Source organism: Paenibacillus ginsengarvi (genome assembly GCF_003626695.1).
Classification (GTDB): Bacteria; Bacillota; Bacilli; order Paenibacillales; family NBRC-103111; genus Paenibacillus_AB; species Paenibacillus_AB ginsengarvi.
In genome coordinates this window covers 158,259-178,901 of the sequence record NZ_RBAH01000014.1, presented here as the reverse complement: position 1 = coordinate 178,901, position 20,643 = coordinate 158,259, and the positions used below count along the sequence as shown (strand labels likewise).

The window sequence follows — 20,643 nt, the reverse complement described above, 5'->3', positions numbered from 1 at the left end:
TTTTCCACCCTCATGTTAATCCAGGCCGCAATGTGTGGTATACTGGGTTACTAGAGGCGTTTTCTGAAACAAGAAAAACTACCGCTGGATTTGGGGTCCCCGCAAAGTAAACGGAATGTGCTTCGTAGCTTTTCTTCACTTTGTGGGGTTCAGTCGCGGTCGCCCGTCCCTGAAATACGTCGATAGACGTTTTTCTTAAAAACAAGGCTGCTATGGAAGGTGCGAACCGAGCGTTGGCGCCGACCGGGCAATTGCTAGAAAAGAAAGGACTATCCCTATGTGCGGCATAACCGGCATGATGTACTTCGACAATCGCGACGTGCCCGAAGCTTCGCTGTACGCGATGATGGACGTAATCCGACACCGCGGTCCGGACGATGCGGGCGTATGGACGGATCCCGGTATCGGGCTTGGATTCCGGCGCTTGTCGATTATCGACCTGAAGGAAGGACACCAGCCGCTCAGCAACGAGGACGATACCGTCTGGATCGTTTTCAACGGCGAAATATACAATTACCAGTCGCTTCGCGAGCAGTTGCTTGCGAAGGGGCACACTTTCCGGACGCAGACGGATACCGAAGTCATCGTCCATCTGTATGAGGAATATGGCGAAGATTGCGTGCGGCATTTGCGCGGCATGTTCGGCTTCGTCATTTTTGACCGCGGCCGCAGAAAGCTGTTCGGGGCGCGCGACCATTTCGGCATCAAGCCGTTTTACTACGCCTGTGACGGCAAACGGTTTTTGTTCGGCTCGGAAATCAAAAGCTTGCTGGAAGCCGGGGCGGACCGCCGTCTCGCCGAGGAAAGCCTGCTGCAATATTTGACGTTCCAGTACGTGCCGGAGCCGAATACGATGTTCGAGGGCATCAGCAAGCTGCCTCCGGCCCATACGATTACGGTTACGATGGATGGGAAGATCAAGATTAGCCGGTACTGGGACCCGATGTTCGCACCGGTGCAGCGGCCGTTCGGCGATATGGTCGAGGAGCTGCGGGAGCGGTTGAAGGATTCGGTCATTCACCATATGCACAGCGACGTGGAGCGCGGCTGCTTCCTGTCCAGCGGCATCGATTCGACGGCGATCGCCGCCCATATGCGCGCTATCGAGCCGATCCGCACGTTCTCCGTCGGCTTCGAAGGGGCGAACAACGAGACGATTATCGCCAAAGAAACGGCGGCCGCGCTCGGGACGAGCCATCACGCGAAGGTAATCGGGGAGCGCGACTATTTCGATTCCGTGCCGAAGGCGGTATGGCATCAGGACGAGCCGGTTGCCGACCCTTCGGCCATCGCCTTGTATCATGTGGCGCAGCTTGCCCGCGAGCATGTTACGGTCGTGTTGTCCGGCGAAGGAGCAGACGAGCTGTTCGGCGGCTATCGCATTTACCGAGAGCCTCTGGCTTTGAAGCCGCTGGCCTGGCTGCCGCTGCCGCTGAAGCGGTTGCTGCATCAGGTTGCTCGTCTGCTGCCCGGGGGCATGACCGGCCGGGGATATTTGCTGCGTGCGACGACGCCGCTCGAAGAGCGGTTTCTCGGCAACGCCAAGCTGTTCGACGAGGCGGCCAAGAAGGCGCTTGTCCGCTGCGATCCGGGGCTGCTCGGCGCTTATCCGAATCCGTGGAAGGTCGCCGGCCAATATTACGACAAGACGAAGCATCTCGATCCGGTGTCGCGGATGCAGTATATCGATATGAACCTATGGATGCCGGGCGATATTTTGATGAAAGCGGACAAAATGACGATGGCGCATTCGCTCGAGCTGCGCGTGCCGTTTCTCGACAAGGAGCTGTTCGAATTCGCCCGCACCGTTCCGATGGAATACCGGCTTGGCGGCGGGACGACGAAATATATATTCCGGAAGGCGATGGAGGGCATCATTCCGGACTTTATTCTGAACCGGCCGAAGCTCGGCTTCCCGGTGCCGCTGCGCGATTGGCTGAAGGGAGCCCGCGGAGCTGAGCTGCTCGAGCAGATTCGCGGCTCCGGTATCGACCATGTGCTGCAAATTTCCGAGGTGGAACGGATGCTGAAGCTGCACCGCAGCGGTCAAGGCGATTATTCGCGGCTTCTGTGGGCGGTATATATTTTCGCATTATGGCACGATACGTACTTGCGGGAGCAGAAGGGCTTGAGTCACAGCCGTGCCGTAGGCGGCTAATGCACCGCGCTCGGATCTTCTACACAGACAACAAGGAGAGGGAGAACGAATGGGACGCTACAAACTAATAGCCCTCGATATGGACGGGACGCTGCTGAACAGCGAGCATGAAGTTTCGGAAGAGAACCGCTCCTGGATGTTCAAGGCGCTGGACGCGGGCATTACCGTCATGCTGTCGACCGGACGGGGAGTTCAGAACGTTTATCCGTATACGGACAAGCTGAATTTGACGACGCCGATCGTAGCGGTCAACGGCGGGGAAGTGTACAAGGCGCCAAGGGAGCTGATCTCGCGTCATACGCTGGATGTCGAAGCGATCCGTTCGATGCACGAGATGGCGGTTCGCCACGATGCCTGGTTTTGGGCGTATGCCGTCGAAGGGTTGTTCAACCGGGAGCAGTGGACCGACGATCTAGGCAGCTTGGAGTGGTTGAAATTCGGCTTTTTCACCGACAACGACGCTAGCCGCGCCCACATTACGGACTGGCTCAGGGAGCAGGACGTCTACGAGATTACGAACTCCCACCCGCACAATCTGGAAGTTAACCCGAAAGGGATCAGCAAGGCGAGCGGCATCGGCGAAGTATGCCGGCGGCTTGGCATTACGATGAACGAAGTGGTGGCGATGGGCGACAGTCTGAACGACATGTCGATGATTCGCGAGGCCGGTCTCGGCGTGGCGATGGGCAACGCCCAGGAGGCGCTTAAAGAAGCCGCCAATCTGGTCACCGTCACGAACAACGAGCATGCCGTCGCACGCATTATCCGCGAACATGTGCTGGTCGATTGACGGGGCCGGCCTAAGGAGGAGATAGGGTGGAAATCCTCGGATGGGTGCTCATTGTCCTGCTGTTTGCGGTAGGCATGGCAGGCGCTATTTTCCCTATATTGCCGGGCGTTCTGGCGGTATACGGCGCTTTGTTCGTATACGGGCTGTTTTTCGGCTTCGGCGAATTCGGCGTCTGGTTTTGGCTGCTGCAAACGTCCATCGTCGCCGCTATTCTGATCGCCGACTATATCGTGAACGCCTGGGGCGTCAAAAAGTTCGGCGGCTCCCGCGCCTCGGTTATCGGTAGCACGATCGGCATCCTGATCGGCCCGTTCGTCATTCCGGGCGTCGGGCTGCTGGCCGGCCCGTTCCTTGGAGCGTGGATCGGCGAATTGCTCGTTGGGGCGGATATGCGTCAGGCGACCCGCTCCGGTCTCGGGGCGCTCGTAGGCTTCTTGTCCAGCACTGTAGTCAAGCTGCTGCTGCAGACGATCATGATTGTGCTATTTATCGTATGGATCGCCGCGAATTAACGCGGTGTACATAAATTCGGAGACGATCGACCTGCGTGCAGGAAGATTGCCTCCAATCCGCAATGATTCAGCATATAAACCGACATCAGGAGCAGACTCGACGGGAAGGCCACCTTATCGATTAGGAGCTGAAGATACTGTGATTCGAGTAACGGTATGGAACGAGGGCGTACACGAGAAGCTGAACGAGAAAATTGCCGGGATTTATCCGAAAGGCATTCACGGCGCAATCGCCGACGGCATCGCGGCGGAGGATTTTGAAATCCGCACGGCAACGCTGGAGGAGCCGGAGCACGGGCTGACCGAAGAAGTGCTGAACAATACCGACGTCTTGCTGTGGTGGGGACACCGCGCCCATAAGGACGTATCCGACGAAATCGTAAACCGCGTGCACGACCGCGTTCTGAAAGGAATGGGGCTGATCGTCCTGCACTCCGGCCATTTCTCGAAAATTTTCAAGAAGCTGATGGGCACGTCCTGCGACCTGAAATGGCGCGAGCAAGGCGACAAGGAGCGCCTCTGGGTCGTCGATCCGGCGCATCCGATCGCGGAAGGGCTCGGGCAATATTTTGAGATCGAGCATGAAGAAATGTACGGGGAACATTTCGATATCCCGGCTCCGGACGAACTCGTGTTCATCAGCTGGTTCGAAGGCGGAGAAGTGTTCCGCAGCGGCTGCACCTACCATCGCGGCAACGGAAAAGTGTTCTATTTCCGCCCGGGTCACGAGACGTACCCGACTTATTACAACGAAAACGTGCTGCGCGTTATCGGGAACGCGGTCCGTTGGGCTGCGCCGAGACACGGCATTCGTCAGACGTATGGCAATGCAAAGCCGCTGGAACCGATCAAAGGTAACGCTTAAAGCTGGACACGCCTGCTCCGATCGATCGATTCGGGCAGGCTTTTCGTTAGCTTAGGGAGAGGGCTGCGTATACGGCCCAATGTAGTCCATGGCTAAAGAGATAGCGGTCCTTTGGACCTCTTATTTTCAAGGAAATTGTATTTTTGGACAAAATAGAGGGCTTTCGAGGCTCTTATACCTGGCGTGGTGGGCTCCTAACACCATTTACGCTCGAAACAAGAGCCGCAAAAGGCTGCTATCGGTATGAGATGCCGAATGTTAGGAGTTTAAGGGGCTCCAGGGGCTCTTATTTTTAGCAAGCAAGATACAAACGAGAGGATGAAGCAGATGAAGCTTTCGTTTACGACGCTGGGATGTCCGAAGTGGGAGCTGGAGACGATCGTCTCCAGAGCGGCCGAATATGGGTTTGACGGCATCGATTTCCGGGGACTGCTCGGTCATATGAATGTGTACGAGCTGGAGCCATTCGCGACCAGCTACGCACAGACGCGCGACCGGATCGCGGACGCCGGTCTTGAAGTGACCTGCTTCTCCAGCTCGATCACGCTCGTATCCAAAGAGCGTGAGGAGCAAAATCTCGAGGAGCTGAAGCGGTACGCCGAGTTGTGCGAACGGTTCGGAACACGGTACATTCGCGCGTTCGGAGGCAAGCTTGGCGGGAAGGAACGGGCAGAGGGGATCGCTGTCGCAGCCTCGCTGCTATCCCGCGCGGACGCGGTGCTGCGGGGAACGGGCGTGAAGCTGATTATCGAAACGCACGACGACTGGACCCGATGCGAGGACACGCTGCTGCTGCTCGAAGGCACTTCGCCGGAGACGGTGGGCGTGTTGTGGGACGTGCATCACCCGTACCGGATGTTCGGCGAGCGGCCGGAACGGACGTGGGACGTGCTGGGGCCGCGGATCGAGTATACGCACTGGAAAGATTCGCTTCCGAACGATGGCGCGCAAGGGACGTTCACTTACCGCTTTATGGGCGAAGGCGACGTGCCGCTTCGCGACATGTATGCGGTGCTCCAGGCAAACCGCTACGACGGCTGGTATACGTTCGAGTGGGAGAAACATTGGCACCCTGCCATCGAGGAGCCGGAGGAAGCGTTCCCCCGGTTTGTCCGGTACATGCGGGAGCTGGGAGCAACAAGCGCGCGCTAGTAGGGAGCGGCGTGGGCATAAACAAGCACAAGCGGAAGCGGGCCTATCGGGTCCGCTTTTTTGCCGCGATCGCGAAGCACATACAAAAAAGGACTTTTTTCCCTATTCAAACTAGGTCTTGCAAATCTATAATGGACATGTATAAATACAGATATGATACATGTATTTATAAAAAATTCGAAACGAAGGCGGGTGAACCGGACCAAATCACCTCAGAATCGGCCTCATGATCGTTCAATATCGTGAAATCGGGAGGGACCGTAATGAGTTTATCGAGCTTTCGACCCTTAAGCCTTGCGCTTTGCCTGCTCATGCTGCTTGCTTGTCTGCCTCTTGTTTCGCCGCAGCCCGCCTTGGCTGCCGAGCCTTCCGATCCTTTTGTGATGCCGGGCACGACCGTGTACCGATTTGGAAACGCTTCCCCGGGTTTGCCCGCCGTTATGCTTGTCGGCGACCCGAACGCGGTGCCGAAGGTGACGACTGCCACGTACGGAGTGAAGGTGGCGTCCACGCTTGCAGCCGCTTCGAGAACGTTCGAATTCGACGTCGGACAAGCTGGAACGTACATGGTCAAGCTGGGCGGCATGACGGCTACGGACGGCGGTATCGCCGACGTGAGTATAGACGGTGTCCGTTACGCCGGCTACGGCTTTTACAGTGTGACCGGACAATATCCGCGGCCGGATTTGTACGTCGCCCAGTTGCCGCTGGCCGCAGGCAAGCATACGCTGACGCTGACCGTGACCGGCAAAGGGAACGGCATCGGCAACGGAACGGGCACGGCGATGTACCCGGCACGGCTCGTGCTTACCGATCTGGGCGCTGTCGCGAGCAGCAAGACGCGCCGGACTTATTTCACCGACGCGAAGCTGGCCGCCGCCCGGCAAAACGTGCAGCTGTACGATTGGGCCGCAGCGCTGAAAAACGGCGTGATAGCGAAGGCGGACAACTACGCCGCGCTCGGCTACGAAGGGTTGTGGAACCTCGTGCCGACACAGGCGATTCCGCGCAGCTACAATACGAACCAGCTGACGGGTAATTTCAGCCCGGTCTCCGGCGATTTGAAGGCGTACGGCAACTATCCGTGGAAGGCGGACCCGCAAAACGATCCGTGGAAAATCGTCGATCCGGCCAGCGGCTACAAATTCCCGACCAACGACTTCGGCGCTTATTACCGGAGCGGACTTGACGCCCACGGCAACTTCGTGCCGCAGCTCGCCGACCGCAGCTTGCTCGTCAATACGCTGTACCCGGAGAAAGGGCCGACCTGGGGCGTAGACGACGGTTACGGCTGGGTTGATCCGGCAACGAACACACGCTACACCTTCGTCGCTTATTACGCCCATTGGTTTGCATGGTACGGAGGCACCGCGATCATCAATTCGGCACTCAGCAATTTGCAAAGCGCTTACATATACACCGGCGACGAAAAGTACGCCAAAGCGGGAGCCGTCCTGCTGGACCGGATCGCCGACGTGTATCCGGCAATGGACGTGGCCGAGTTCAGCAACAGCATCTATGTCAACTCGCACGGCGGCACGGGCGACGGCAAAGTCGTCGGCTCCATCTGGGAGACATCGCTGGTGAAGGCGTTCATCGGCGCCTACGACGCCTTCTTCACGGCGTTTGACGCTCCGGATGTCGTGGCGTTTTTGCAGGGGAAAGGGCAGCAGTACGATTTGCCGCTGAAGCATAGCGGAACCGAGCTGCGCCGCAATATCGAGGACGGCATTCTGCGCCAGGTGGCGCCCGGCATGTATTGGGATCAGATCCGCGGCAATAACGGCTTCCATCAGAGCGCCGTCGCGCTGGCTGCGGTCGTCCATGACACGCTGCCCGAGACGAAGCAATGGCTCGATTTCGTGTTTCAGCCCGGTACGTTCATCAACTCCATTCCCCGGCGCGTCACCGGCGGCAACGTGCTGTTCAGCATGGTGAACGACGTCGACCGGGACGGTCACGGCAACGAAGCCGGCCCCGGCTACAACCGGCTGTGGATCGGCAATTATTTGACGGTGGCCGATGCGCTGGACGGATACGATAAATATCCGAACGCGGATCTGTACGAAAACGTGAAGTTCCGCAAAATGTTCCAGGCGATGTATCCGCTTATCATGATCGGCAAATATACACCGTCGATCGGGGACAGCGGGACGACGGGACAGCCGGGCATTCTGGTAGACAAAGCCCAATCGATCGAAGCTTTCGAGCAGTTTGGCGATCCCGTGTACGCGCAGCTTGCCTACATGCTGAACGGCAACAAGACGGACGGCATTCATTCCGACGTCTACACGTCCGATCCGAACAAGGTCGCCCGGGATATCGAGGCGGTCATCCAGCAGTACGGGCCGCTTGATCTGGACAGTATGAACTTGACCGGCTATGGCCTGGCAGGCTTGCGCGACGGTGAGGCAGAGGCGGGCGTCGACACGAGGCGCGCAATGTGGATGTATTACGGGCGCAGCAGCGGCCACGGCCATCTCGATGCGCTAAACCTCGGTTATTACGGCTTCGGGCTCGACCTGATGCCGGATCTCGGCTATCCCGAGCAGGCGAATGCAACCGATGTGAACCGGTTTGAATGGGTGCAAAATACGATCAGTCACAATACGGTCGTGGTCGATAACATGAAGCAAACACCGATGTGGGACGGTACGCCGAAGCATTACGACGATAGTGCGATGGTGAAACTGATCGACGTGGAGGCGCCGAAGGCGTATCCGCAAACCGAACTGTACAGGCGTACGTCGGCGATGATCAAGGCGGATGGGGACAACTCGTATCTGGTCGACTTTTTCCGCGTCCGTGGGGGAAGCGATCACCGGTTCAGCTTCCATGCGGCGGAAGGGCCGGTTGCCGTGGAAGGCCTCGAGCTGACGACGCAGCAGGGCGGCTCGTATGCCGGTGCCGGCGTACCTTTCGGCCAGCGTCCGGCCGGCGACAGCGTGTCGGGAAGCGGCTACAAGGGGCCGGGCTACCACTGGCTCAAAAATGTAGAGCGCGATAACGATCCGTCCGAGTTGTTCAGCGTCGATTACGATATCGTCGACACGTGGAACGCCACGCTGCAGCAGGACGATGTGCACTTACGCCTGACGATGCTTGGCGATACGAACGACGTTGCGCTTGCCGACGGCGTGCCGCCGCAAAACAAGCCGGGCAATCCGGCCAGCGTCAAATACGTCGTGGCTCACCGCAGCGGAACGAATCTCGACAGCACGTTTACGTCGGTTATCGAGCCGTATGTCGGTCAGCGCTTCATAAGCGGCATTGAAGAAGCAAGCGTCACAGCTGAACCCGGATCGGTTGCGGCGGACGTGTACGGCACGGTCCGGGCTGTCAAAGTACAGCTTGCCGACGGCCGCGTCGATTATATCGTCAGCTCGCTGAACCCGGATGCCGCATTCGTCATCGATGGCACGATCCGCTTTCAGGGCGCATTCGGCGTTTATTCCGAAAAAGACGGCCAGCCGGTATTCACTTACGTGAACGACGGCGCCTATATCGGCAAAATCGGTACCCCGCACGCGAGCACGGGAGTAAGCAAGCTTCAAGGCACGGTCGTCGATTTCACGCGCGAGCTATCGCAGTCGAACAAGCTGAAGGTGCAGCTCGACATGCAGGGCGTGAATCCGCAGACGCTAGTCGGCTCTTCCATTTATGTGAGCAACGACGGCAAGCGCAACGCCGTATACACGATCCGCGGCATTCAGCCTCTAGGCGGCAGCGTGTTCGAACTGGATCTCGGCGACATTACGCTCATTCGCTCCTATGCCAGCGCTACCGATCTGAATCAGGGATTCGTGTACGACGTCGCCCCGGGAAATGCGTTCGTCATTCCGCTTTCCCGCCAAAATTTGTATTTATCCGATATTGCGATCGTATCGCCGAAGACGGAGCTGACCAAAAACGAGACGGTTAACCTTGTCGTCAAAGGAAAGTATGCCGACGGAAGCGAAGCCGACTTATCCGGCTACAACTTCATATGGCACAGCGAGCATAGCAATATCGCCAACGTGAACGATCAGGACCGATTGAAAGCCCATAATACCGGGACGACAATCATCTCGACTACGGTGGAAAAAGACGGTATTCGGCGCACGGGGCAATTGCCGATTACGGTAAAGTAATCAAGGGAGATAGAAAAGGCTTGCCGATTCCGCAGGGTTTAGTTGTCGCTGCGGAGGGCAAGTCTTTTTTTTCGCCCTTCATAACTGCTTAGGCGGGCTCCTTTTCTTGCAGCATTTAAAGCTGCTCTGAGGTCCGTTGGCGTCGTTTTCTCGTAGTTATAGGAACGGCACGGGCCGCGGCCTTTTTGTCGCTCGATTCCGCTCCGGGTGTGATATGATGGAGGGAGCAGGGCACAGCGGGAAGGAGAGGAGCGGTCCCCATGTCGCGATCGGGCGAGACGAGGATTACGAGCATTCCGGGAAAAAGGCGTTTTCAATTCGACTGTTTGCCCAAATCTCCGGAGCTTAGGGAGTACGGGGCCATTTCCTTGCACCAGTTCGGTGATTTGACCTGTGACGCGGGCTTTGAGCTAGGCGAGCACGAGCAGGTATGCTACGAAATTACGTATATCGTCTCCGGCAAAGGCTGGTTCGCAACGAACGGCGTCCGGTACGAGGTGCAGGCCGGCGATTTGTATATCGGCTTGCCCGGCGAGCTGCATCGGGGAGGGACGGATGCGGGCGATCCGTTCCGTTATTTTTACGTAGGCTACCATTTCAATACGAACGATGGCGAGGGCAACTGGCTGCTGCCGATCAAGCAAATGATCGACGACAAGCAGTCGCCGATCTGCAAAGACAGGCTCGATCTACGTGCTCCTTTCGTAAACGTGCTCAAAGAGCTTAGCAGCGTTACTCCTTTTTCGCATAAAATGATTCAGCTTTATCTGGAACAAATTCTCGTTCTGACGTACCGCAACTTTTTCTCCGACTGGCAAGCCAAATATCCCGGCGAAGGAGCGGAGCACGGGACGAAGCGGGCCGTCTACGCTGCGATTCAATATATTGATGACCATCTGCTGAAGATCGTCGACTTGAAGGAAGTATCCGATGCTTTGGGCTACAGCCTTTCTTATTTGTCCCACCTCGTCACCCAGGAAACCGGGGACAACCTTCGCAGCGTTTATGCAAAGCGCAAATGGGAGAAAACGGTTGAACTGCTGAAGGAAGGCAGCTACAGCATCACGGAAATCGCCGCGATCATGAAATACGATTCGATCCATACGTTCAGCCGCGCCTTCCGCAAAGCATTCGGCATGTCGCCCTCCCGGTATATCCGGGAGCATATTGGCGAAGACCCCGGCGAGATAGCCGAACAGAAATAAGACGACACCTCCGTTCCACGTGTGTGGGCGGAGGTTTTTTGCTAGCTCCACTTTGCGGGGTTATTTTGCACGTTTGCGGCTTTCGGGATTGATGCACAATTTTACGGCGGAATCGGTTCAATACATGGAGGCTCGTTATTTTCTATACTGATGGCAGAAAGGAAATGCAAGCGATTTCAATTTGGGGGGCTATCGCGTGAAAAAGAACATGGGGTTAAGTAAAATCGTCTGGGTGCTTGCAGCGGCGGCTATCATCGCCAGCGGCTGCGGCTCATCGCCCGCGAAAGACGGCAAAACCGCAGATTCCGCCGAGCCGAAGATCAGCACGGAGCCGGTTACGCTGAAGATTTACAACTACGGCGCGCTCACGCCGGACATAATCGACCGATTGTTCATCCAGCCGGTGAAGCAAAAATACCCGCATATTACGCTTCAGGTCGTCGAACGAACGGCGATGCCGATTGAAAACCTGGCGATTGGCGGCAACGAAGTCGACATCATAACCGGCTGGGGAAGCCTGCTCGATCAATTCGCCAATTTCAAGCTGCTGGCCGATATGAACCCGTACATTCAGAAAAATAAAGTAGATTTGGGCCGATTCGAGAAATCGAACCTGGACGGCGTACGGCTGCAATCCGATACGATCGCCAAGGGAGGGCTGTTCGCGCTTCCGTTCGGCTACAACTATTACGCCACCTTTTACAACAAAAATATATTCGATAAATTCGGCGTCGCTTATCCCCCGGACGGCATGACCTGGGAAGCGGCCATTGAGATCGGCAAAAAGCTGACGCGTACGGAGGGAGGCGTGCAGTATAAAGGGCTAGACCCGGAAGGAATCGAGAAGGTCGGCAATTCGCTGTCGATCCCGTACGTCGACCCGGTAACGCTCAAGGCCGCGGTCAACACAGACGGCTGGCGCAAGGTGTTCGAGCTGACCAAACGAATCAACGATATCCCCGGCAACGCGTTCCAGATTACAAGTCACGGCGGCACGGTCAACCGTTTCGTCAAAGACCGCAATGTAGCCATGCTTGCCGCTCCCGAGGTGCTGAACAGTATGGCGAACGTAGACTTCGATTGGGATATCGCGGAATACCCCAGCTTCCCGGAAAAGCCGCATACGTCAGGCATGGTGCAGACGTTCGTGCTTCAGATCGCCTCGAACAGCAAACATCCGGAGCAAGCGATGCAGGTCATTCAGGTGGCTACATCCGACGAGATGCAGACGCTCCTTGCGCGGTCGGGCATTATGATGAGCGCGATGCAAAATGAGGCGATTAACAAAACATTCGGAGCGGATAACCCGCTGCTCAAAAACAAGCATATCGAGGGCGTCTTGAAAACGAAGCCGGCGGCATACGTCGTCCAAACCAGATTTACGCAGGCGAGAGGGATACTGGAAACCAAGTACAAGGATTACGCTGCCGGCAACAAGGATGTCAACACGGCGCTGCGGGAAGCGAATGAAGAGATTGACGCCTATATCGAAAAAGAAAAATTAAAATAAGCCGCTTGGCTTCCGTGTCCGCCGAAAAGGCGGACTTTTTGCTGGCGCGGATGCGGATTTTGCGTTTTGGCCGAATTGCTCTATTGACAAGCCCACCCGGTTCGCATACTTTTGTTTGTATAGTCGATTTTTGTATGTAGGAGGAATTGCAGATGTGGAAAGAATTTAAAAAATTCGCGATGAAAGGAAACGTGCTCGATCTCGCCATCGGGGTCATTATCGGGGCGGCGTTCGGTAAAATCATCAGCTCGCTCGTGGCCGATATTTTGACGCCGATATTGGGACTGCTGCTCGGCGGTCTCAACTTCTCCGGACTGACGATAACGTTCGGCGACGCCGTTATCAAATACGGGGTGTTTTTGCAGTCGGTGATCGACTTCTTCATCGTCTCCTTCTCGATATTCATGTTCATCAAGCTGCTGAACAAGCTTCAGCGCAAGGAACAGGAGAAACCGCCCGCTCCGCCTGCTCCTTCGAAGGAAGAGCAGCTATTGGCCGAAATCCGGGATTTGCTGAAACAGCAGCAAGGCTCGCGATAAGCGTTCGTCTCGGCTTGGGAGAGTGTAAGGTGAAAGATGCAGGAAATGAGGCCCACCGATTCCGGTTGGGCTTTATTTTGCTTTTGGCCGTTTTACGCTGCGGGAGAGGGTGTGAAGATCGGCCTGGCTGTGGGATAACGGAACCGGAACTTCCGTTATTGCGCGGGGAAGGCCAGAAACGGCCCGATAACGGAAGCGAAAGTTCCGTTAAGCCGGAAAAAGCAGCCGAATCCGGCAATTCTTGAGGATATAGCGGAACTTCTTGTTCCGTTATAAGGGGGACGTGCAAGGGATGCAGCGTTTAGCGGAACAAATGGTTCCGTTACCCTATGCGATACTTATCCGCCGAGCCCGAATGGGAATACCCACAGCAAGCTGCCGGTGAAACACGATGCGTTCAGGAGCTATTTGCTGCTATCTATTCAGCTCTTTTTAAAAAAAATTAATAAAAGAGTTGAAAGTCTGGGACGGGTATGGTATATTATTATTCGCTGCTAAGGTGATTCAAAAAAATCACATATGCAGGTCCGTAGCTCAATGGCAGAGCAACCGGCTCTTAACCGGTAGGTTGTGGGTTCGACCCCCACCGGGCCTATTCAAACGACGCGGGGTGGAGCAGCCCGGTAGCTCGTCGGGCTCATAACCCGAAGGCCGCAGGTTCAAATCCTGCCCCCGCAATTGCTTTACATAAGGCAACTTCATATCGCGGAGCTGTGGTGTAGAGGCCTAACATGCCTGCCTGTCACGCAGGAGACCGCGGGTTCGAATCCCGTCAGCTCCGCCATTGATTAACTCCCTTCACAGGATGAGAACCTTTAGGTTCGTCGTAGCGATACTCCGTTAGCAACCGCTTCGCAGTCTCGCAACGAAGTGAAGAGTATCCCGTCATCTCCGCCATTGATTAACTCCCTATCACGGGATGATATGTAACGAAATTAGAAACGGTAACTTCCTATCGGAAGCGCCGTTTTTTTGTTTTCCGTCATGTTCCGGGCGGTTATTCCCAAACAAAAGGGTACAGCCACCTTGACCAAGGAGGCTGTACCCTTTTGCATTGCGTCATTTTTAGCTGGAAAGCACTGTATTCAGTCCTTCGCCGGATAGTCCGGTAGCAGCCCCTGATTGATTTTCTTGATCACTTCAAACGGCAGCTTCGGCTTGCGGTCGTACGTCATCAGGCCGTTTACTTCCTGCTCCACGTCGGTAAGCTGCGTGTAGCAGAAGCCGCGCACGACCGGGCTTTGCAGCAGCGGATGGACGACGTCCGCAAGCCGCTTGACGAAGTCGGCCTCGTCCTGAGCGCCAGAGTAGCCCCAGCCCTCTTGTCCGGCCTGCTTGAAGGCGATGCCGCCAAATTCGGTGACGAGAATCGGCTGGCCTTCGTACCGGAAGCCGGAGGCGAAGATGCGGCGGCGTGCAGGCTCGGCGGTGACGGCCGTTTCCGCGGACGCATACCGCTGTGCGAGCACCTCTCGTTTCCAGGCGTAATCGTGAATCGTGCACAGATCGGTGACGGCGTGCTCCCAGCCGTCATTGGAGACGACCGGACGGGTAGCGTCGAGCGATTTGGTCAAATAGTAGAGCGCTTGCGCATGATTTTGCTGCTGCTTGTCGACGGAAATGTTCGGGACGCCCCAGCTTTCATTCAAGGGAACCCACGCTACTACGCAGGGGTGATTGTAGTCGCGCTCGACCGCCTCGATCCATTCCTTCGTCATACGCGACGCGTACGTTTCCGTGAAGATGTAGGCGTTCGCCATCTCTCCCCACAGCAGCAGGCCGAGCTTGTCGCACCAGTACAAGTAACGCGGGTCTTCGATTTTCTGATGCTTTCTCGCTCCGTTAAAGCCCATCGCCTTCGTCGCTTCTACGTCGTAGCGGATCGCTTCGTCCGTCGGCGGCGTCAGCAGGCTGTCCGGAAAGTAGCCTTGATCGAGCACGAGTTTCATGTAGTAGGGCGAGTTGTTCAAGTAGAGCTTACCGTTTTCCATCGATACTTTGCGCATGCCGAAATAGCTGCGTACATGATCGAGCGGCTGGCCGTTCTGCTCGAGCGTATAGGCGACCTCGAACAGCTTCGGTGATTCCGGACTCCACCAGCGCGACCGGGCGCCTCCGGATCCCGGGCCCGAGGAGGACAGGCCGATGCTGCGAAACTCCGTCTCTCCGCGAATGCTGAACGAATCTTCGGCAACGATATCGCCGGCGAACGTGACAGTTGTTTTGACGACGAGCGAATCGGGAGCGCCGCCGCCGTTTGCAAACGGCAGGGCGATATGGAACCGCATATCGATGCGCTCCCGGTCGATATCCGGGGTAAGCCGAACCTGGCGCAGGTGGATGCCGCTTACGGCTTCCAGCCATACCGGCTGCCAGATGCCGGTCGTGCGGGTATAGAAGATGCCTTCGGAGCGGTCCTTCCAATATTGCTTGCCGCGCGGCAGTGCCATATCCCGGCTGTAATCCTGCGCCCGCACGACGATGCGGGCGCTGCCGCCGCTGTCCAGCGCGTCCGTAATGTCCGCCTGGAACGGAGTATGTCCGCCTTCGTGCGAGGCGACCAGTTGGCCGTTCACCCATACTTTGGCTTCATAATCGACCGCGCCGAAATGCAGCAGGATGCGTTTGCCCAGGAACGAAGCCGGGATGTTCACATTGCGGCGGTACCATACGACGTCATGGATCGAGGGGTCCCCGATGCCGCTGAGCTTGCTCTGGAAGCAGTAGGGGACGACGATCGTTTTTGTAAATGCGGGTTTGCCGCTCGCGTACCATCGCTGTGTTTCGCCTTCGTCGCCGTCGTCGTATTCGAACTCCCACGAACCGTTCAAGGTGAGCCAGTCATCGCGCTCAAACTGCGGTCTCGGATATTCTGCCCTTGGAATGGAGGGGCTGCTCATATTCATCTCTCCTCGAATAGATATGTATTTATTGAAATAAAACAATAAAAACGGAGGTAATGGGCATAACAAGGCGAAGCGGCGCCGGGGCAGCCGCAACGGTTTGCTGTGCGCGGCCGGCCCCCGTCCATTGCTTCGCGATGGGTCCGTAGGAGCTTACTTCTTGGGATGGCTCGTGAAGTCGAAGCGGACGAGCAAATCCTGCTCGTAATTGCCGAATTTGGCGCCGAACAGATTGAGCCCGCCGACATTGGCGCTATCCGGCTTGACGCCGATGCGCAGCTGGAATGCCGGAGCATCGTGAACGCCGAGCGCGTCGACCGTTACGTCGGAAACTTGCCGGCCGTCGATATAGGCGCCTTTGGCGTCGATTCTCCACTTCTTCAGCAGCCCGTACTGGCTTCGGTGCGCGTCCCACCAGGGCGGCGTCAGCAGCCCGCGCTCGCCGCCGAAATCGCCGGGGCTGAGGTACGTGCCGATCTCGATGCCGTTGATCCAGACCGTAATATCGGACGGCCAGTTCATATTGTACATCGGCGCTTCCGAGCATACTTCCATCGAGATTTCGAGCCCTGTCAGCCGAGCGTCGTACGGAACCTTGTTCGGAATCTGGTACTCCACATAGCCTTGCCTGAACCAGATCAGCTGAGCGAGCGCCTTGTCCGGCTCGTAGAAGCTGCGCGGCTCGTCGAGGTAGCCGATGATGCTTTCTTCGCTGACAATCCCGCACGTCGGCCGTACCTCGCAGTCCGAATACAGACCGATCGGCATCTGCACGTAGCGGACCGCATCGTCCGAAGGAACCTCTTCGTCCTTCAAATCAATGACAAGCTGGTCGAACCGCGAGGAGAGCACCTTCTGAAAGCCTCTCGTGCCGGGCAGCAGCTCGGTATGAATCAGCCCCGCGTCCTCCAGCTTTTTAATGCTGACGGTTGCCGTCGACGACGGGAGCCCGAACATTTCCGCGATCTCATTCACATTCATGTTGGCTTTCTGGATTTGTTTAAAAATATGCAGCCTGGATTCGTTCGAAAGAGCTTTGGCGATTTCCAAAAACTCGTCTACGGTAACTTTCAATATGCGGGACATGCCGTCGCCCTTTCCAAAAAACACTCCATATTATTTGCTAATGTTCAAAAATAGTATAGGGTTTCAGGGCGATTTCGTCAAATACAATTGTTTGATCACCCGGTCGATCGGCAGCTCCTGGACCGACATGTCGAGCAGCGTGCACATGCCGTTCATACGGGCGAAAAAATCGTTGATTTTGATCACGCCGGTATCCAGCTCGATCTCCGCCTCGTGCGGGGAAATCATACGCACAACGGTAGCGCCGGGCATGTTAAGGTCGGGGAACCGTTCCTCCGTCAGCATTCGCACCATTTTGCCGCCCCCGACAAACGAACGCATGGCGACGATGCTGTCGTCGAAGACGATCTCGCCGTGATTAATCACGATGACTCGTCCGGCGAGCTGCTCGACGTCATCCAGATCGTGCGTCGTCAAAATGAAGGTGACCCCTCTTCGGTTCATCTTCCCTATAAACTCGCGAATGTTCTCCTTGGCGATTACATCGAGCCCGATCGTCGGTTCGTCCAGAAAGACGATCTGCGGGCGATGGAGCATCGCCATCATAAATTCGCATTTCATCCGTTCCCCGAGCGATAGCTGACGGGTCGGCTTGCGTATGACTTCGTGCACGTCCAGCAGGCTGGTAAGCTCGTCCAGCGTTTCCTCGAATTCATCCTGCGGAATCGAGTAGATCGCTTTGTTCATATAAAATGCGTCAAGCGGCGGAATATCCCAGAGCAGCTGCGACTTTTGCCCGAATACGGCTCCGATGCGGCCGACGTAGCTTTTGCGCTGTTTCCACGGAACGTATCCCATAATCCGTACGTCGCCGGAGGTAGGGTGGAGCACGCCTGTCAATATTTTTAACGTTGTCGATTTGCCGGCGCCGTTTGGGCCGAGGAAGCCGACAATTTCGCCCGGCGCGACCTGAAACGAGATTCCTTTTACCGCCGGCACCTCGATCGTTTTGCGATGAAATAAGCTTTTGAGCGTTTCCTTGAACGTATGGCCGCGCTGGAACGTTGTGTACGATTTCGACAGCCGGTTTACTTCGATAAGCATAGTCATGTTCGTTTACCCACCTGCGCTTGTATAGTTGCCCAGCATCCGATGCCAGAAGACGAGGCTGAGCAGGAAAAAGACGAAGCTCACCGCTGCCGCGATCCAAACGTCGGCGGACAGCTTGCCCAGCAGCGCGGCCGCGGGAAAGTAGCCGATCATAAGCACCGGCACGGCCTGAAGGACGAGACCGACGAACGACTTGGCGAAAATGGTGCGCGGGTACTGGCCGAACGACGCGACGGAGTCGAACATTTCGTAGACGCGGCTGCTGCCTACCCAGCGGAACAAAATGCCGGACATGAACAGCGCGAACGCAAACAGCACCATAATGGAAAACAGCATCAGCACGGCGAACAGCAGCCAATCGGCGGCTCCGGCTTGCGGTACGAGACGGACGGCCGCTCCCGTCAGTGCGATGCCGCCGAGCAGTCGTCCGAGTCCATCCGGCTGGAAGCCCGTCACGAGCGCCATCCATAACGCAGGGCGCGGCTTGATGAGCAGCAGATCGAACGTGCCTTCGCGCACCCGGTCGAGCGTATTCCAGACGATGCCGAAGAAAAACGGGAAGGCGATTCCTTTGGACAGCAAAAAGATCGCTTGGATGAGCAGCGCTTCGCTCAGGCTCCAGCCGGGAAAAGAGGCGCCCGACCGATAGATGAGGAACGTCACGAGCGGAACGACCAGCTCGCCCGCGATCGTCATGACCGCGCTGATCCAGAAATCTCCCCGGTATGCCATTCGGCTCGTGAACGATGTTTTGACGATCTCGATGTAAGCACGAAATCCCGAGATCATGCGCCCACCCCCGTAAAGCGGCGGATGCCGAGCCGCCATAACAGTTCGGATACGAGCCACATGATGCCTACCGCCGCCGCTTGCATGCCGACGATCTGCGGAATCGATAGGGTGATGCCTCCAAGCTCGTACGAGCCTATAAAGACGCGCGTTGGCACGTAAACGATGAACTGGAACGGCAGCACGAACAGTACCTTCTGCATCGTTTCCGGCAAAAACGTAAGCGGCAAAAACACGCCCGCCGAAATGTCCCGCAGCAGGTGGAACATGCCGCGAATGCCATGCGCGTTCGTCAGCCAAAATGCCGTCAGCCCGATGCAATAGTTGACCAGAAACATCATCAGAAAGCTGAGCGCGACAGAAATAACGGCCCATACCGGATGCTTCGGCACCAGATTGACATGAAAGCCAAAATAAAGAATAAGGGCGACGGGAACAAGCTCGAGCCAAAAGCCGAGCAGGCGATGCCCCGCCTTCTGCGACAGGGCGAACCAGCGATGCGAGACGGGTCTGAGCAGGAAGGTAAGAAATTTGCCGGTACGAATGAGCATTTGCAGATTCCAGTCGGCGAAGTCGAATATGGCGTATTGGATGACCGCGATAATCCCGTAATAAGCGATCATTTGCTCCAGCGTAAGCCCGCCCACCGTATCCCGGGCCGAGAATACCGCCTGCCAGATGAGAAGCTGCGCAAGAAACAGAACGGGCCCTACGAAGAGGGAGACGGCCATATGCGAACGATAGGCCGCCCATTCCTTGTAGGTGACGAATGCGACGGATCTCAGCACCCGCAGCATGTCAGTTCAGGCCCGACCAGATGATATTGCCCGGATGGACGATCGACTCCGGCAAAAATCCGGGTGTTGCGGTCGGGACGAAAAAGACGGCGACGAGCTGTTCGGCCGGATCGATATGGAGCGCGCAGCGGCCCGCGCCTTCGTGGGAAAACGTGGCTTGCGATTTCAATTCGCCCCCCTCGAGAAACAAATTAAGCCCGAGTCCGAAATTTTTGGACGGGATTTGTACACCCCAGGCGTAGGCGGGCACTTTGTTCAATTGGTTGCGGGTCATCGCTTCGACCGACTTCCGGCTGATGATCCGTTTGCCTTCGAATGTCCCTTTGTCCAGCAGCATTTGCCCGAATTTCCACAAATCTTGCAGCGTGGAGTGCAGACCGCCGCCGGCGCGCGGCATTTTGCCAGGCTGTTTCGTGCTAGTCGTCAGACGTTCCGCGTCGAACTTTTCGGCGAGGCACACCTCATCGTGCAGATGCTCCGGCACGTCGAAAAACGTCCGGCTCATCCCAAGCGGCTCCAATATCGATTGACGGATATAGTCGTTGTAGTGCATGCCGGTTATTCTTCCGATCAACTCGCCGAGCATGCCGAAGCCGGCGCTGGAGTAATTGTAGAATTCTCCGGGCTTGCAGCGGACGGGGCCGGACAAAACGCCCTTGATCCAGCTGTCGCCGTCATGGCCGTTCCACCATCCGCGCGGATACGGCTCCAAATAATAGCCTGGATCGGGGCATATGCCCGACGTATGAGTCAATAAATGAAAAACGGTGATTGACCGGTGCAGCGGCGTATCGAATTCCTCGATTAGGTTCGATACGGGCTGCTCGAGATACAGCTTGCCGTCCTCGACTAGCTTCAAAACCGCCACCGCCGTAAACGCTTTCGTCGTGGAGGCGATGCGGCGAATCGAATCGGGCTGCAGGTCGCCGCTTTCCTCGAAGCCGACTCTTGCGCCCATCGATTTGTGGGCGAATATTTTGCCGTAACGGGCCAGCAGGTAAGAAGCGGCTTGTATTTTGCCGTCGTCGATGAGCTGTCCGAAATGCCGGTCCAGCGTGTCGAGCTTCCGTGCGTCGTATTCGACCTCGGACGGGCTGGCGTTCGTGTGACCGAGATGTATCGTTCTGTCGCGAAGCTGCTGGTTCATAGGCTTCTCC

15 protein-coding genes and 3 tRNA genes are annotated in these 20,643 nt (G+C 56.6%); 12 read left to right on the top strand and 6 right to left on the bottom strand.

What is annotated here, in order from left to right; genetic code table 11:
• The first annotated feature begins 277 nt into the window (after nt 1-277).
• The 12 genes from asnB to D7M11_RS19685 all read left to right on the top strand — a co-directional run bounded on the left by asnB (nt 278) and on the right by D7M11_RS19685 (nt 13,645).
• Nucleotides 278-2,158 (top strand): asparagine synthase (glutamine-hydrolyzing), encoded by a 1,881-nt coding sequence (asnB, locus tag D7M11_RS19750; protein WP_120748966.1) that lies wholly within the window; start codon nt 278-280, stop codon nt 2,156-2,158.
• Between the two features lie 49 nt (nt 2,159-2,207).
• Entirely contained in the window at nt 2,208-2,948 is a 741-nt protein-coding gene (locus tag D7M11_RS19745) for a Cof-type HAD-IIB family hydrolase (RefSeq protein ID WP_120748965.1), read from the top strand.
• Between the two features lie 26 nt (nt 2,949-2,974).
• Entirely contained in the window at nt 2,975-3,460 is a 486-nt protein-coding gene (locus D7M11_RS19740; protein WP_120748964.1) for a DUF456 domain-containing protein, read from the top strand.
• 139 nt (nt 3,461-3,599) lie between these two features.
• Nucleotides 3,600-4,325 carry a ThuA domain-containing protein gene (locus D7M11_RS19735; protein WP_120748963.1) on the top strand — a complete coding sequence of 242 codons (726 nt, stop codon included), beginning with the start codon at nt 3,600-3,602 and terminating at the stop codon, nt 4,323-4,325.
• Nucleotides 4,326-4,652: 327 nt separating this feature from the next.
• Nucleotides 4,653-5,477 (top strand): sugar phosphate isomerase/epimerase family protein, encoded by an 825-nt coding sequence (locus D7M11_RS19730; RefSeq protein WP_120748962.1) that lies wholly within the window; start codon nt 4,653-4,655, stop codon nt 5,475-5,477.
• A 263-nt stretch (nt 5,478-5,740) separates the two neighbouring features.
• Nucleotides 5,741-9,607, top strand: coding sequence for a heparinase II/III domain-containing protein (locus tag D7M11_RS19715; RefSeq protein WP_158606728.1), 3,867 nt, complete (start codon nt 5,741-5,743; stop codon nt 9,605-9,607).
• Between the two features lie 260 nt (nt 9,608-9,867).
• The gene (locus tag D7M11_RS19710) at nt 9,868-10,812 is read left to right on the top strand and encodes an AraC family transcriptional regulator (protein ID WP_120748958.1); all 945 of its coding nucleotides are present in this window, start codon (nt 9,868-9,870) and stop codon (nt 10,810-10,812) included.
• Between the two features lie 196 nt (nt 10,813-11,008).
• Nucleotides 11,009-12,322 carry an ABC transporter substrate-binding protein gene (locus D7M11_RS19705; RefSeq protein ID WP_120748957.1) on the top strand — a complete coding sequence of 438 codons (1,314 nt, stop codon included), beginning with the start codon at nt 11,009-11,011 and terminating at the stop codon, nt 12,320-12,322.
• 152 nt (nt 12,323-12,474) lie between these two features.
• Entirely contained in the window at nt 12,475-12,861 is a 387-nt protein-coding gene (gene mscL / locus D7M11_RS19700) for a large conductance mechanosensitive channel protein MscL (RefSeq protein ID WP_120748956.1), read from the top strand.
• A 523-nt stretch (nt 12,862-13,384) separates the two neighbouring features.
• Nucleotides 13,385-13,456, top strand: a tRNA-Lys gene (locus D7M11_RS19695).
• Nucleotides 13,457-13,465: 9 nt separating this feature from the next.
• Nucleotides 13,466-13,539, top strand: a tRNA-Met gene (locus D7M11_RS19690).
• 29 nt (nt 13,540-13,568) lie between these two features.
• Nucleotides 13,569-13,645 (top strand) — tRNA-Asp (locus tag D7M11_RS19685).
• A gap of 301 nt (nt 13,646-13,946) precedes the next feature.
• Here D7M11_RS19685 and D7M11_RS19680 read toward each other — a convergent pair.
• The 6 genes from D7M11_RS19680 to D7M11_RS19655 all read right to left on the bottom strand — a co-directional run bounded on the left by D7M11_RS19680 (nt 13,947) and on the right by D7M11_RS19655 (nt 20,633).
• The gene (locus D7M11_RS19680; RefSeq protein ID WP_120748955.1) at nt 13,947-15,761 is read right to left on the bottom strand and encodes a glycoside hydrolase family 2 protein; all 1,815 of its coding nucleotides are present in this window, start codon (nt 15,759-15,761) and stop codon (nt 13,947-13,949) included.
• A 156-nt stretch (nt 15,762-15,917) separates the two neighbouring features.
• Nucleotides 15,918-16,850, bottom strand: coding sequence for an ArsR/SmtB family transcription factor (locus D7M11_RS19675; protein WP_120748954.1), 933 nt, complete (start codon nt 16,848-16,850; stop codon nt 15,918-15,920).
• Nucleotides 16,851-16,913: 63 nt separating this feature from the next.
• Nucleotides 16,914-17,900, bottom strand: coding sequence for an ABC transporter ATP-binding protein (locus D7M11_RS19670; protein WP_205127085.1), 987 nt, complete (start codon nt 17,898-17,900; stop codon nt 16,914-16,916).
• A gap of 6 nt (nt 17,901-17,906) precedes the next feature.
• Nucleotides 17,907-18,689: an ABC transporter permease gene (locus tag D7M11_RS19665; RefSeq protein ID WP_120748953.1), complete on the bottom strand. Its 783-nt coding sequence runs from the start codon at nt 18,687-18,689 to the stop codon at nt 17,907-17,909.
• On the bottom strand, nt 18,686-19,486 hold the full coding sequence (locus tag D7M11_RS19660) for an ABC transporter permease (RefSeq protein WP_120748952.1): 801 nt from the start codon (nt 19,484-19,486) through the stop codon (nt 18,686-18,688). Before D7M11_RS19660 ends, D7M11_RS19665 begins: the two co-directional genes overlap by 4 nt.
• A 1-nt stretch (nt 19,487) precedes the next feature.
• Complete coding sequence (locus tag D7M11_RS19655; RefSeq protein WP_158606727.1) at nt 19,488-20,633, bottom strand: serine hydrolase domain-containing protein; 1,146 nt, start codon at nt 20,631-20,633, stop codon at nt 19,488-19,490.
• Between the last annotated feature and the right edge of the window lie 10 nt (nt 20,634-20,643).